Source organism: Hydrogenophaga sp., assembly GCF_028698005.1.
Taxonomy (GTDB): Bacteria; Pseudomonadota; Gammaproteobacteria; order Burkholderiales; family Burkholderiaceae_C; genus Hydrogenophaga.
The window spans coordinates 1-14117 of the sequence record NZ_JAQVEJ010000072.1 but is presented as its reverse complement, the minus strand read 5'-3'; the positions used below and the strand labels follow the sequence as shown (position 1 = coordinate 14117).

Annotated in this window: 13 protein-coding genes; 5 read left to right on the top strand and 8 right to left on the bottom strand. The window is 66.2% G+C overall.

From position 1 onward, the window contains the following. A partial coding sequence (locus PHQ87_RS08965) for a PD-(D/E)XK nuclease family protein (RefSeq protein WP_300233174.1) occupies positions 1–1904 on the bottom strand: 1904 nt, incomplete at its 3' end. Between the two features lie 106 nt (positions 1905–2010). On the opposite strand from PHQ87_RS08965, the gene trxA reads away from it, so the two are divergent. From trxA to PHQ87_RS08945, 4 genes are all read left to right on the top strand, one after another. Further along, on the top strand, positions 2011–2343 hold the full coding sequence (trxA, locus tag PHQ87_RS08960; RefSeq protein ID WP_300233173.1) for a thioredoxin TrxA: 333 nt from the start codon (positions 2011–2013) through the stop codon (positions 2341–2343). 179 nt (positions 2344–2522) lie between these two features. Continuing rightward, on the top strand, positions 2523–3785 hold the full coding sequence (gene rho / locus PHQ87_RS08955; RefSeq protein ID WP_300233171.1) for a transcription termination factor Rho: 1263 nt from the start codon (positions 2523–2525) through the stop codon (positions 3783–3785). A gap of 92 nt (positions 3786–3877) precedes the next feature. After that, a complete protein-coding gene (locus PHQ87_RS08950; protein ID WP_300233169.1) occupies positions 3878–4123 on the top strand; it encodes a type B 50S ribosomal protein L31 in 246 nt (81 codons plus the stop codon). 117 nt (positions 4124–4240) lie between these two features. Then, the gene (locus PHQ87_RS08945) at positions 4241–6001 is read left to right on the top strand and encodes a hypothetical protein (protein WP_300233167.1); all 1761 of its coding nucleotides are present in this window, start codon (positions 4241–4243) and stop codon (positions 5999–6001) included. Positions 6002–6058: 57 nt separating this feature from the next. Here PHQ87_RS08945 and phoR read toward each other — a convergent pair whose 3' ends face one another. The 7 genes from phoR to pstS form a co-directional block, all read right to left on the bottom strand. After that, the gene (gene phoR / locus PHQ87_RS08940; RefSeq protein WP_300233165.1) at positions 6059–7366 is read right to left on the bottom strand and encodes a phosphate regulon sensor histidine kinase PhoR; all 1308 of its coding nucleotides are present in this window, start codon (positions 7364–7366) and stop codon (positions 6059–6061) included. Continuing rightward, positions 7363–8073 carry a phosphate regulon transcriptional regulator PhoB gene (gene phoB / locus PHQ87_RS08935; protein ID WP_300233163.1) on the bottom strand — a complete coding sequence of 237 codons (711 nt, stop codon included), beginning with the start codon at positions 8071–8073 and terminating at the stop codon, positions 7363–7365. The genes phoR and phoB overlap by 4 nt, the downstream gene beginning before the upstream one ends. Next, the gene (phoU, locus tag PHQ87_RS08930) at positions 8070–8771 is read right to left on the bottom strand and encodes a phosphate signaling complex protein PhoU (RefSeq protein ID WP_300233161.1); all 702 of its coding nucleotides are present in this window, start codon (positions 8769–8771) and stop codon (positions 8070–8072) included. Before phoU ends, phoB begins: the two co-directional genes overlap by 4 nt. Before the next feature lie 14 nt (positions 8772–8785). Further along, positions 8786–9574, bottom strand: coding sequence for a phosphate ABC transporter ATP-binding protein PstB (gene pstB, locus PHQ87_RS08925; RefSeq protein ID WP_300233159.1), 789 nt, complete (start codon positions 9572–9574; stop codon positions 8786–8788). Positions 9575–9619: 45 nt separating this feature from the next. Beyond that, positions 9620–10474: a phosphate ABC transporter permease PstA gene (gene pstA / locus PHQ87_RS08920; RefSeq protein WP_300233157.1), complete on the bottom strand. Its 855-nt coding sequence runs from the start codon at positions 10472–10474 to the stop codon at positions 9620–9622. A gap of 1 nt (position 10475) precedes the next feature. Continuing rightward, on the bottom strand, positions 10476–11474 hold the full coding sequence (gene pstC, locus PHQ87_RS08915) for a phosphate ABC transporter permease subunit PstC (protein WP_300233155.1): 999 nt from the start codon (positions 11472–11474) through the stop codon (positions 10476–10478). An 85-nt stretch (positions 11475–11559) separates the two neighbouring features. Next, complete coding sequence (pstS, locus tag PHQ87_RS08910; protein ID WP_300233153.1) at positions 11560–12591, bottom strand: phosphate ABC transporter substrate-binding protein PstS; 1032 nt, start codon at positions 12589–12591, stop codon at positions 11560–11562. Positions 12592–12786: 195 nt separating this feature from the next. On the opposite strand from pstS, the gene ppx reads away from it, so the two are divergent. Further along, the coding region (gene ppx, locus PHQ87_RS08905) for an exopolyphosphatase (RefSeq protein ID WP_300233152.1) at positions 12787–14117 on the top strand (1331 nt) is incomplete at its 3' end.

The window sequence follows — 14117 nt, the reverse complement described above, 5'->3', positions numbered from 1 at the left end:
TCCTCCTGGCGCAGGCGAAGCTGGCGCAACGCGAAGAAACGGTAGGGGCAATCGCGCAGGTCCTGATAGGCGCTGGCCGACAGGGCCTCGGGCAGCAGGTCGGGCGCGGCGGGACCCGGGCGCGGTTGCGCAACGGTCGGCAGCGTGCGCGACACACGGGGATCGTTGCCAGCCTGAGCCAAGGCCGGCTCGGCACGCAAGGCCTGTACCCAGGCCGACGGCAGCATCACCTCGCCGGCATCGTGCTGGCGCCAGAGCAGGTCGAGCACCGGCCGGGTCAGCACGTGGGCCCAGGTTCGCGCCGCCGCCTCGGCCAGCGCGGCGCGCTCGGGCAGGCCCAGCAGGCTGCGCTGCTCCGCACCCCAGTCGCCCGGCGGTTCGGGACTGACGGGCAGGTGCACGGCGTCGCAGCCCGGCACCACCACCGCACCGACCGAACGCCCCAGCAACTGCGCCATCGGCAGCACGATGACCGGCGCGCCGGCGTCGCGTCCGCCCCGATCGGGCAGGAAGCTGGCCGCCTCCAGGGCATCGCGCACCCAGCCCGAGAAGACAGCGACCGACCAGCGGTGCGGCGACAGCTCGGCCAGTTCGTGGGCGCCCTCGGCCAGCCGCAGGGCCTCGATCACCCGCTGACCGGCGGCATCGGCGGCCAGCGGCTCCCAGGCGCCGGTGTCCTCCAGGGCCTGGCGCACGTCCTGCAGCCAGGCCCCCAGTGGCCGCGCACCCTGCAGCGATCCGAGCGTCACCTGCACGCCGTCGGGCACCATCGCAGCGGCCTTCGGATGCGCGAGCAGCGCACGCCACGAGGACAGGCCCTCGCGCCGCGCCAGAAGCTCCAGCCGGTCGATGGCGTCGGGCGACCAGCGGGGCGCCAGTTTGAGCCATTCGATCACGGCGTCGGTACGCGCCCGCGCGTCGGCCGCGCGCAACAGGCCGAGCACCCGCGCCGCCGCGTGGGTGGTCGAGAGCTTCCAGCCCGTCTCGTCGCGCACCGTCAGGCCCGCGCCAGCCAGCAGCGCACCGATGCGCCGCGTCAGCAGCCGGTCCTGCGCCACCAGCGCCACCGGCACCTGGCCGGCACTGGCCCGCGCGATCACGCAGGCGGCAGCGCGCTGCGCCTCGTCCTCCGCATCGGCGCAAGCGTGCAACCACGCCGGGCCGTCGCGCGCCGGAGGCTGCGCGGGACGGCTTTCGGGCCAGTCCAGTGCCTCGGCGCGATCGGCCCAGTGCACCAGCAGCCCTTCGGCCAGCGGATCGGCCTGGAACCCCGGCACCAGCAGCAGCAGGTCGGCCACGGCGCCCGGCGCCGCCAGATCGCTCCAGAGCACATCGGTGGCGTAGGCCGACAGGCCCACCCAGGTCAGGGCCAGCGAATGGACCAGCCCCTCCCACTGGAACATGGGACCGGCTGCGCCGAGCTGCCCGCGCATGTCCTCGATCCAGGCCATGCGGGCGGCAGGCGCGCGGGCGGCTGCCAGCGGCGCGAGCTGGTGCGCAGCCTCCACCAGTCGACCGGACAGACTGGCACGCATGGCCGCGTCCAGCCCGCGCACCGACACCTGGGCCAGCAGGCCGGCGGCGATCAGGCTGTCGCGCGCGGCATCGCCCGATACGTCATGCGGCCCTGGCACGAAGGGCGCCAGCGAGGCGGCCCAGTTGCGGCTGGATTCGAAACGGGGGGCGAAGCCGTGCGGCTGGCGCCGTGCCCAGGCGCGCCGGCCGGCGTCCATCATCTGGGCATAGGGCACGAGGAATACCACCCGCGACGGATCGACCTGCCGCGCGGCCATGCCGGCCTGCGCACGCGCCAGCAAGACATCCCACTGCGCAGCGGCCACATCGGGCAGGGGAGCTGGAGCACCCTTGTCACGGTGATTGGCTTGGGAGGTGGTTGACATCATGGCCCCGGCTTTTCTGTCACAATTGCTGCAATACGGCTGTTCCGGCCGAGTATGCCGGTATCCGGCACGCCCTTTTCAACCCACCTACGCACGTACAGGACCACGCATGGCCAGCGACCTGATCAAACACGTTTCCGACACCAGCTTCCAAGCCGATGTGATCGATGCCCAAACGCCCGTTCTCGTCGATTTCTGGGCCGAATGGTGCGGCCCCTGCAAGATGATCGCGCCGGTGCTGGACGAAGTGGCCAACACCTACAGCGGCAAGCTCAAGGTCGCCAAGGTCAATGTCGACGAGAACCGCGAGATCCCGGCCAAATTCGGCATCCGTGGCATCCCGACGCTGATGCTGTTCAAGGACGGCCAGCTCGCTGCCACCAAGGTCGGTGCCATGAGCAAGGCCCAGCTGACGGCTTTCATCGACCAGCAACTGGCCTGATCCGGCCCGCCGAGCCCGGGCGCCATGCCCAGGCTCGTTGACGACCACCGCATTTTTCCTGTCATAATGGGTTTTTGCCGGCCACCGCGCCCGGCACTTGTCCTCTGCGCCATCCGTACCCCGGTTCACGGCGCCCCCCTCCCCGGTTACCCCATCCACTCCCCGACGGAGTCGAATCGATGCACCTTAATGAACTCAAGGCACTGCACGTGTCTGAAGTCGTGAAGCAGGCCGAAGCTCTCGAAATCGAGAACACCAGCCGCATGCGCAAACAGGAGTTGATGTTTGCGATCATCAAGAAGCGTGCCAAGGCCGGCGAGCAGGTCTTCGCCGACGGCATCCTGGAAGTGCTGCCCGACGGGTTCGGCTTCCTGCGCAACATGGACACCAGCTTCACGGCGTCCACCGACGACATCTACATCTCGCCCAGCCAGATCCGCCGCTTCAACCTGCACACCGGCGACATGATCGAGGGCGAGGTTCGCATCCCCAAGGATGGCGAACGCTACTTCGCGCTGAACAAGCTCGACAAGATCAACGGCCTGCCGCCCGAGCAGAACAAGCACAAGATCATGTTCGAGAACCTCACGCCGCTGTTCCCCAAGGAACAGATGAAGCTTGAGCGCGACATCAAGAGCGACGAGAACATCACGGGCCGCATCATCGACATCATCTCGCCCATCGGCCGTGGCCAGCGGGCGCTGATCGTGGCGCCGCCCAAGAGCGGCAAGACGGTGATGATGCAGCACATCTGCCACGCCATCACCGCCAACTACCCCGAGGTGGCGCTGATGGTGCTGCTGGTGGACGAGCGCCCCGAGGAAGTGACCGAGATGCAGCGCACCGTGCGCGGCGACGTCATCGCCTCGACCTTCGACGAGCCGGCTGCCCGCCACGTGCACGTGGCCGAGATGGTGATCGAGCGCGCCAAGCGCCTGGTCGAGCTCAAGAAGGACGTGGTGATCATGCTCGACTCGATCACCCGCCTGGCCCGCGCCTACAACAACGTGCTGCCCTCCTCGGGCAAGGTGCTGACCGGCGGTGTGGACGCCAACGCCCTGCAGCGGCCCAAGCGCTTCTTCGGCGCGGCCCGCAACGTGGAAGAAGGCGGCTCGCTGACCATCATCGCCACCGCACTGGTCGACACCGGCAGCCGCATGGACGAGGTCATCTTCGAGGAGTTCAAGGGCACGGGCAACTGTGAAATCCACCTGGACCGCCGCCTGTACGAAAAGCGCGTGTTCCCCTCGATCCAGCTCAACCGCAGTGGCACCCGCCGCGAAGAGCTGCTGCTGCAACCCGAGATCCTGCAAAAGACCCGCATCCTGCGCCAGTTCATGTACAACATGGACGAAATCGAAGCCATGGAGATGGTGCTCAAGAGCATGAAATCGACGAAGAACAACTCCGAGTTCTTCGACATGATGCGCCGCGGCGGTTAATCCGCTTATAATTTAGAGCTTTACAACTTGCAGGCAAGTACGGAAAAAATGGATTTTTCCGCGGCTGCCGCACCTGAACCGAGAAATTCGCCATGAAAGAAGGCATCCACCCCGATTACCGCGAAGTGCTGTTCGTGGACCTGTCCAACGGCTTCAAGTTCGTGACGCGCTCGTGCGCACCGACCCGGGAAACCGACACCTTCGAGGGCAAGGAATACCCGCTGTTCAAGCTGGATACCTCCAGTGAATCGCACCCCTTCTACACCGGCACGCAAAAGAGCGTGGACAACATGGGTGGCCGCGTCGAGCGCTTCCGCAACCGCTACGCCAAAAAGTAATCACCTGGCCTGCGCCCCCTCCGAACAGCCGGCTTGCCCGGCTGTTTTTGTTTCTTGCCCTGCCCTGCGGCCGGCATGTGTTGGAGCCGCAACCGGCCTGCCGTATAGTCCAGCGCAGTGAATTCGACCACCCCCGCCATCGTCACCCAGGCCGCCGTCCGGCAACTGCCGCGCGCGGTGCTGCTGTTGTTTTGCCTGGCCTATGCGCTGCCCGGCTTCATCGGCCGCGAAGCCTGGAAAACCGCCGATGCGACCGCCTTCGGCATCATGATCGACCTGGTGCGCGGCGGTGACTGGTGGAGTCCCGGCGTGCTCGGCGCACCGGCCGAAACCCCTGGCTGGGCGGCATACTGGCTCGGCGCCTGGGCCATCCAGGCCCTCCCCTTCCTGGCCCCCGAGACGGCCGTCCGCGTCCCCTTCATCGGGCTGCTGCTGTTCACCTTCGCCTGCACCTGGTACAGCGTCTACCACCTGGCGCGCCAGCCACAGGCACAACCCGTGAGCTTCGCCTTCGGCGGTGAAGCCAGCCCGCGCGACTACGCCCGCGCCCTGGCCGACGCGGCGGTGCTGGCGCTCGCGGCCTGTCTGGGCCTGGCACAGCTGGGTCATGAGACCACCCCCGACGTCGCCCGCCTGGCTGGCGCTGCCGCCATGCTCTATGGTGCCAGCCGCGTGGCCGACCTGCGCAGCCCGCACAGCCGGCAGGTGCTGGCCAAGACTGTCGTCGGCTGGCTGCTGGGCTGCGTGCTGCTCGTTTTCGGCGGTGCGCCGGGACTGGCGCTCGTGCTCGGCGCGGGACTGCTGGCCGTGCTCTGCGGTGCCGGGCGCAGCGCCGAGGCCACCGGCGTGCCAGACGGCAGCACACCTGCGCCGGTTCCGCTCGGGCTGCTGGCCGCGCTGGCCGGTGTGCTCGGTGCCAGCTGGCTGCTGGCATGGGGCCTGGGCGCGCTGGCACCGTTCACCTGGCCCGTCTTGCCGGAAACGTTGGACGACTGGCAGCGCTGGCTGCGCCTCATGACCTGGTTCACATGGCCAGCCTGGCCCATGGCGCTCTGGACACTGTGGCGCTGGCGGCATCAGCTCGGCAGCCTGCACCTGCTGTTGCCGCTGTGGCTGGCCGGTGCCAGCGTGCTGCACAGCATGCTGGCAAGTGAACACCTCGACCGCGCCCTGCTGCTGTCCCTGCCCGGCTTCGCGACGCTGGCGGCATTCGCGCTGCCCACGATGCGGCGCAGCATGTCGGCGCTGATCGACTGGTTCACGCTGCTGTTCTTCTCGGTCTGCGCACTCATCATCTGGGTGATCTGGTTCGCCATGATGACGGGGTTTCCGACCAAACCGGCTGCCAACGTCGCCAAACTGGCGCCCGGTTTTCGGCCGGAGTTTTCGCTGGTGCTGTTTCTCGCCGGCGCGCTGGCCAGTCTGGCCTGGATCGGTCTGGTGGCATGGCGCACGGGCCGCCACCGGCAGGCCCTCTGGAAAAGTCTGGTGCTGCCCGCCGCGGGAGCCACGCTGTGCTGGCTGCTGCTGACGAGCCTGTGGCTACCGCTGCTCGACCATGCGCTCAGCTACGGCCCGCTGTCGCGCCGCATCGCGACCCTGGTACCCGCAGGCCACTGCGTCGTGGTCGACGGCCTGAACCATGCCCACGAATCGGCCCTGCGCTACCACGGCAACCTCGATCTGGTGCGCATCGGTTCGCGCGAGCAGGACCGCTGCCGCGCCCTGATCGTGGAGTCCGAACGCCAGGACAGCCTGTGGAAGCGCACCGACCTGACGCAATGGGCCTACCGCGCCACCGTGCGCCGCCTGAGCGACCGGCAGGAGCGCTTCGCCCTGTACATCCGGGTCAGCCCCGGCCCGGGTACCCGACCCTGAGGGCACCGGTACCCGTCCAGCCAGCGAAAGGCTGAGACAGGTGCGCTCTCTGTTCGCTCAGCGCCTCACCCGCGAGGCGGGCACCACTATCATGAAGCGTGAACCCTGGCCGACCTCGCTGCGCACTTCCAGCACGCCGCCATGGCGCTGCACCACGTGCTTGACGATGGCCAGCCCCAGCCCCGTACCGCCTGTTTCGCGGGAGCGGCTGCGGTCCACGCGATAGAAACGCTCGCTCAGCCGGGGCAGGTGCTCGGGTGCGATGCCAGGACCGGTATCCTGGACGTAGAACTCGGCCGACCCGTCGTCGCGCTGGCGCCAGCCGGCCGTGATATGCCCGCCGGGCGGGGTGTAGCGCACGGCATTGCTCAGCAGGTTCGACATGGCGCTGAGCAGTTCGGTCTTGGCCCCCGCGATGTGCAAAGGCTCGTTCTCGCCCAGATCGATATGGTGCAGCGGGTCTGCAGTGGCCTGGCTCAGGCCGCGCGCCTCCTGCAACACGTGTTCCAGCAACTCCGGCGTCGCCATCCATTCGCCGGCGCCGGGCATCGGACTGCCCTCCAGACGCGAGAGCGTCAGCAGGTCGCTGACCAGGGTCTGCATGCGATGGGCCTGCTGCGACATGAGATCGAGATAGCGTGCCTGATCACCCGGCTCCAGCGGCAGCGTCTGCATGGTCTCCACGAACCCGGCCAGCACCGTCAGCGGTGTGCGGATCTCATGCGAGACATTGGCCACGAAGTCGCGCCGCATGGCCTCGGCCAGTTGCAGCGCCGTCACGTCACGGGTGATCATCAGCTTGCGCTTCTTGCCGTAGGGATGAATCTGCAGCGAGATGCGCAAAGGCTGTACCGACGTGGCGCCGGTGCCATCGATCTGGATTTCGTGGCGGAAATCGGCCTCGTCCAGGTAGGCGATGAAGGCCGGTGCCCGGACCAGGTTGCGCACGTACTGGCCCTGGTCGCGCTGGGGGTCAAAGCCCAGGTGGCTGGCGGCCGTGAGGTTGCTCCATTCGATGCGCCACTCGGCGTCCAGCAGGACCACGCCGCTGGGCGAGGCCTGCAAGGCCGAGAGGAAGTCCTCCAGACGTGCGTCGCTCTTTCCGGCCTTCTTTTCCAGCTTGCGCACCTGTTTGCGCACCCGGTCAACGACATCTCCCCAGACCCCCGAGAGCACGGGCATGCGCGCCCCGTCGGGCGAATTCAGCCAGCGCATCACCCAGGCGGCACGCTGGCTGTCGAACCAACCCCAGACCACGGCACCCAGCACGGCGCCACCGAGCGTCCACCCGGCCGAGCCGTTGAGCCAGCCCCAGACGGCGCCCAGGGCCACCAGAAGAGCAGGCGCCAGCGCGCGCCAGATCATGCAGCGGCGGAGCGTGTTGGACCCTGGGCCGTGAGGCGGTAGCCCGCTCCACGCACGGTCTCGACCATGGCGGCTGCCTCACCCAGTGATTCCCTCAAGCGTTTGACATGCACGTCCACTGTGCGCTCCTCGATGAAGACATGATCCCCCCAGATTCGGTCCAGCAGGGTACCACGGGTATGGACGCGCTCGGCATGCTTCATCAGGAAATGCAGCAGCTTGAACTCGGTCGGGCCGACCTTGAGCTCATGCCCCCGGAAGCTGACGCGGTAGGTGGCGGCGTCGAGCGTGAGGTCGCCCACCGTGACCGCATCATCGACGATCTCGGGCGCCCGCCGGCGCAGCACGGCGCGGATGCGGGCCAGCAGTTCCTGGGTCGAAAACGGCTTGGTGATGTAGTCATCGGCACCAGCGTCCAGGCCCTGGACCTTGTCGGGCTCGTCTCCCCGTGCGGTCAGCATGAGGATCGGCACCGGCTTCGTGCGCTCATGCTTGCGCCACTGACGGGCCAGTGCCACGCCACTCTGCCCAGGCAGCATCCAGTCCAGCAGGATGACATCGGGCAGCACGGCATCGACCTCGCGCTGGGCGGCTTCGCCGTCGAAGACGACAGTGGGGGCGAACCCGTTGTGCCGCAGGTTGACAGCAATCAATTCGGCAATGGCTGGTTCGTCCTCGACGACCAGCACCCGCGGCAACTTTCTCATCGAACCACAGACTCCACTTGATCGAGCGAGGAGTGTCGCACGTCTTCGCCCATCACGATGAATATGATCTGCTCGGCGATGTTCTTGGCATGGTCGCCCACCCGTTCGATCGCCTTGGCCAGGAACAGCAGGTTCAAACTCAAGGAAATCGTGCGCGGGTCTTCCATCATGTAGGTAATGAGTTTGCGCAGGAAGCCGTCGTATTCGGCGTCCACCGCATTGTCTTCCTTCATGATCGCCACGGCCATGCTCACGTCCAGGCGCGCAAAGGCATCGAGCGTCTTGCGCAGCATGCCCACCGCCAGGTCAGCCGCCAGGCGCAACTCCTGCGACGGCAGCGAGCGCGGTGAGCCCCCGTCAATGATCGACTGGACCATGCGCGCGATGCGGGCGATCTCGTCGCCGGCACGCTCCAGGTTCTGGGTGGTGCGGGATATCGCCATCAGAAAGCGCAGATCGCGCGCGGTCGGCTGACGTCGGCCGATGGTGGAGATGATCTGGTGGTCGATGGCCACCTCCATCTGGTTCAGGCGTTCCTCGTTGTGCAGCACCTGTTCGGCGGTTTCCCGGCTCATTTCGAGCAACGCATAGACCGCCTGGTTCAGTTGGGACTCGACCAGCCCGCCCATCTCGAGCACACGAGTGGAAATGGTGTTGAGTTCGGCATCGAACTGACTGGAAAGATGTTTGTCACCCATGTCGGTCTCCCTGATCAGCCGAAGCGGCCGGTGATGTAGTCTTCGGTTTCGGTGCGCTGGGGCTTGAAAAAGATCTGCTCGGTTTCGCCGAATTCGATCAGCTCGCCCAGGTACATGTAGGCGGTGAAGTCGCTGCAGCGGGCGGCCTGCTGCATGTTGTGGGTCACGATGGCGATGGTGTAGTCGCTCTTCAGTTCGTGCACCAGCTCTTCCACTTTGCCGGTGGAGATCGGGTCCAGCGCGGAGGTCGGCTCGTCCAGCAACAGGACCGAGGGCTTGACCGCGACGCTGCGGGCAATGCACAGGCGCTGCTGCTGACCGCCGGAGAGCGACAGGCCGCTTTGGTGCAGCTTGTCCTTGACCTCGCCCCACAGAGCGGCCTTGGTCAACGCCCACTCGACGCGGTCGTCCATCTCGCTCTTGCCCAGGTTCTCGTACAGTTTCACGCCGAAGGCGATGTTGTCGTAGATTGACATCGGGAACGGCGTGGGCTTCTGGAACACCATGCCGATGCGGGCGCGCAGCAGGTTCAGGTCTTGCCGGGGCTCGAGGATGTTCTCGCCGTAGAAGTTGATCTGGCCCTCGGCGCGCTGGCCAGGGTACAGGCTGTACATGCGGTTGAGCGTGCGCAGCAAGGTGGACTTGCCGCAACCTGAAGGGCCGATAAAGGCCGTGACCTTGTGCTCGGCGATGTCCATGCTCACGTTCTTGAGTCCCTGGAACTTGCCGTAGAAGAAGTTGAGGTTGCGCACCTCGAGCGCGTTGCGCGGCTTGGCAGCAGCAGGAACGGCGGTGGTGGTCATGATAGTTCTTTCCGTTTTTTTCTGGGGTTGCGGATGGCGGCCAGCTCAGGAGGACGCCTTCTCGCGGAAGAAGACTCGGGCCAGGATGTTGAGCAGCAGCACGGCCAAGGTGATCAGCAATGCGCCGGCCCAGGCCAGGCGGATCCAGTTGTCGTACGGGCTCATGGCGAACTGGAAGATCACCACCGGCAGATTGGCCATGGGCCGGGTCATGTCGGTGCTGAAGAACTGGTTGTTCAGCGCGGTGAACAGCATCGGCGCGGTTTCACCACTGATGCGCGCCACGGCCAGCAGCAGGCCGGTGATGACGCCGCTCTTGGCTGCGCGCAGCGTCACCATGAGCGAGACCTTCCAGCGCGGAGCGCCCAGGGCAAAGGCGGCCTCGCGCAGGCTGCCGGGCACCAGGCGCAACATGTTCTCGGTGGTGCGCACCACCACCGGCACGGCGATCAGGGACAGCGCCAGGCTGCCGGCCAGGCCCGAGAAGTTGCCCACCGTGGCCACCGCGACGGCGTAGACGAACAGGCCCAGCACGATGGAGGGTGCCGAGAGCATGATGTCCGTGACGAAGCGGGTCAGCTCGGCCGTCTTGCTGCGGTCGCCGTACTCGCACAGATAGATGCCCGCCAGGATGCCCACGGGCGTGGCCACCAGCACGGTCAGGCCGACCATCATCAGCGAGCCGACGATGGCGTTGCGCAGGCCGCCGCCCTCGGTGCCGGGTGCCGGGGTGTCCTGGGTGAACAGGTTGCCGTCCAGGGCCGCCAGGCCGTTGCTGAACAGCACGCCCAGGATCCACAGCAGCACGGCCAAGCCGAGCACCATCGCGCCCATGGACAGCGTCAGGCCGACGGCGTTGGCGCGCCGGCGGCGACGATAGAGCTGATGATTGAAATCCATGTCAGATACCTTTGGCTTTTTCGGCGCGCAGGATCAGCAGCTTGGCCAGCGTCAGCACGACGAAGGTGATGACGAACAGCAGGAAGCCCAGCGCAAACAGGGTGGAGAGGTGGAAGTCGGCCGCTTCGCCGAACTCGTTGGCCAGGGTCGACGCGATCGAGGTGCCGGGCGAGAACAGCGAGGTGGGCATGCGGTTGGCATTGCCGATCACGAAGGTGACGGCCATGGTCTCACCCAGGGCCCGGCCCAGGCCGAGCATGACGCCGCCGATGACGCCCTTGTGGGTGTAGGGCAGAACGACGCGGCGCACGACTTCCCAGGTGGTACAGCCCAGGCCGTAGGCCGACTCGCGCAGGATCGGCGGCACGATCTCGAATACGTCGCGCATGACCGCAGCGATGAACGGCAGGATCATGAAGGCCAGCACGATGCCGGCGGCCAGGATGCCGATGCCGTTGGTGGCGCCGCCGAACAGGAAGCCCACCAGCGGCAGGCCACCCAGCACCGTCTGCAGCGGCACCTGCAGGTGGTCGGCAAACAGCGGTGCGAACACGAACAGGCCGAACATGCCGTAGATGATGGAGGGCACGGCGGCCAGCAACTCGATCGCCGTGCCCAGCGGTCGGCGCAACCAGACCGGGCAGGTTTCGGTCAGGAACAGCGCGACGCCGAAGGACAGCGGTACCGCGATCAGCAGCGCGATGCCGGCGCTGGCCAGGGTGCCGACGATGGCGATCGCGGCACCGAAATCCTCATTGACGACGTCCCATTCGACGTGCCAGATGAACTGCACGCCAAAGCGCTGGAACGCCGGCCAGGCGTTGATGAACAAAGAAACGATGATGCCCATCAGGGCAGCGAGCACCAGCAGGGAAAAGAACTGGGTGATGCGGTGGAAGACGGCATCCTGCAGGCGCTGGCGGCGGGCGATCGACTCCATCGACGCAGAGCCGGTGTGCGCCGGCACGGATGAGGAACTCATGGTGGTTCCCAGGTTCATGGGGGCTCCCGGTGAGAGAACGGGACCCGCGCATGCCCCGGCCCCGGTCATGCGGCCGGGACGGTCATGCGCGGGCAGGACCGGCTTACTTCTGGATCTGCGACCAGACCTTGGTGCGAATGTCGTTGGTCAGGCTGTCAGGCAGTGCGACGTAGTCCAGATCGGCGGCCATTTGCTTGCCGTTCTTGAAGGCCCAGTCGAAGAACTTCAGCACCTCGGCGGACTGTGCCTTGTCGCTCGGCTGCTTGTACATCAGGATGAAGGAAGCCGTGCTGATGGGCCAGCTGTCGGCACCCTTGGCGTTGACCATGGATACCCCCATGCCAGGAACGCCAAACCAGTCCACGCCGGCCGCAGCGGCAGCGAAGGTCTTCTCATCCGGCGACACGTACTGACCGTCCTTGTTCTGCAGTTGCAGGAATGGGATGTTGTTTTTCTTGGTGTAGGCGTACTCCACATAGCCCAGAGCGCCCTTGATGCGGCTGACGTTCGCGGCCACGCCTTCGTTGCCCTTGCCACCCACCGAGCTGGCCGCCGGCCACTTGACGGCAGCGCCCTTGCCCACGCTGTCAGCCCAATCCTTGCTCACTGCGTTGAGGTAGTCGGTGAAGTTGAAGGTTGTGCCCGAACCGTCCGAACGGTGCACCACGGTAATGGTCTGGTCGGGCAACGCCTTGCCGGGATTGAGGGCAGCCACCTTGGGGTCGTTCCACTTGGCAATCTTGCCCATGAACATTTCGGCCAGCACCGGGCCGCTCACGCGCAACTCGCCGGGCTTGAAGCCCTCAAGGTTGAACACAGGCACGGTGCCGCCAATGATGGCAGGGAACTGGACCATGCCGTCCTTATCGAGATCCTCGCCCTTGACCGGCGCATCGGTGGCACCGAAAGCGACGGTCTTGGCACGGATCTGGCGAATGCCGCCAGACGAGCCGATCGATTGGTAGTTCAAACCGACGCCCGTTTCCTTCTTGTACGCCTCGGCCCATTTGCCGTAAATCGGAAACGGGAAGGAAGCGCCCGCGCCGGTGATGTCGGCGGCGATGGCGGCGCCCATGGCGGCCGTGGCCAGTGCAGCGGCGGCAACGGTCTTCAAAAAGGTACGCTTGGTGTTCATTCGGGTCCTCACGGTTGGTGATCAAAATCGACAAACAGGACTCTATGAGCGCTGTGTGACATTCATGTGACAACAACACGTTCGTCATCATGGGGCCCGCTGTCAGGAACCACCCGCTTCGATGCGTCACAATCAGCGTCTGACGACTGATGTATCGGCACGGCCATCTGCTGGCCAGGCCCGACTAGCTTTCCCATGCAAAACGGTACCCTTCTGGCGGCCATCGATCTGGGCTCCAACAGCTTCAGACTGGAAATCGGCCGCTACCACTCCGGCCATATCGAACGCATCGAATACCTCAAGGAATCCGTCCGTCTGGGCGGCGGTCTGGACGAGCAAAAACGGCTGAGCGCCGACGCCATGGAGCGCGGCTGGGCCTGCCTGGCCCGCTTCGCCGAACGGCTGCACGGGTTTCGCAAGCAGCAGGTGCGGGCCGTGGCCACCCAGACCCTGCGCGAAGCCCGCAACCGCGATGAATTCGTGGCGCGGGCCCAGGACATTCTGGGTTTCGCGCTGGAGGTCATACCTGGCCAGGAAGAAGCCCGGCTCATCTACCAGGGCGTCTCGCACCTGCTGCCGCAATCCGACGAGCGGCGCCTGGTGATCGACATCGGTGGCCGCTCGACCGAGATGATCCTGGGCCAGGGCTACGATTCGCACAAGATGGAGTCGTACCGGCTCGGCAGCGTGGCCTGGTCGACCAAGTACTTTCCTCGTGGCCACTTCTCGCTGGCGAGCTTTAGAACCGCCGAGATTGCCGCCAAGGCCGTTCTGGACCAGGCGCTGGACCGTTTTCCACCCGCCGAGTGGACCATTGCCTATGGTTCGTCGGGCACGGTGGGGGCCGTGCACACGCTCCTGTCCGCCAATGGCTGGGCCAGCGGCGTGATCACCCGCTCCGGGCTCGACTGGCTCGTCGAGCGCATGATCAAGGCCGGCGACGCCGACCGTCTCAAGCTGGAAGGCCTCAAGGACGATCGCCGGCCGGTGCTGGGCGGTGGCGTCAGTGTGTTGCGAGCGATTTTCGACCTGTTCGACATCCAGCAGATGATCCCGGCTCAGGGAGCCCTGCGCCACGGAGCCTTGTTCGATCTGATCGACCGGCAAAGCGACGACACCGACGCGCGCGAGCGCACCGTGCGCTGGCTGGCCGAGCGCTTTTCCATCGATCCGGGACAGGCCCAGCGCGTCAGCCAGGTGGCCACGTCCTTGTTCGCCCAAATCGCCGCCGACGATCCGCTGGGCGGCCGCTGGTCACAAAAACTCGCCTGGGCGGCGCGCCTGCACGAGATCGGCACCCACATCTCGCACGACCGTTCCTACCACCACGGCGCCTACATCCTGAGCAACGTGGACGCACCCGGCTTTTCATTGGCCGAGTTGGACCGCATGAGCCAGATGGTGCTCGGCCAGCGCGGCAAGCTCAAGAAAATGGAGTCCCCCCTGCGCGAGGAACTGTTCGCCAAACAGCTCCTGTGCCTGCGCTTGGCCGTGCTGCTGTGCCACGCCCGTCAGATGCCTGAGCA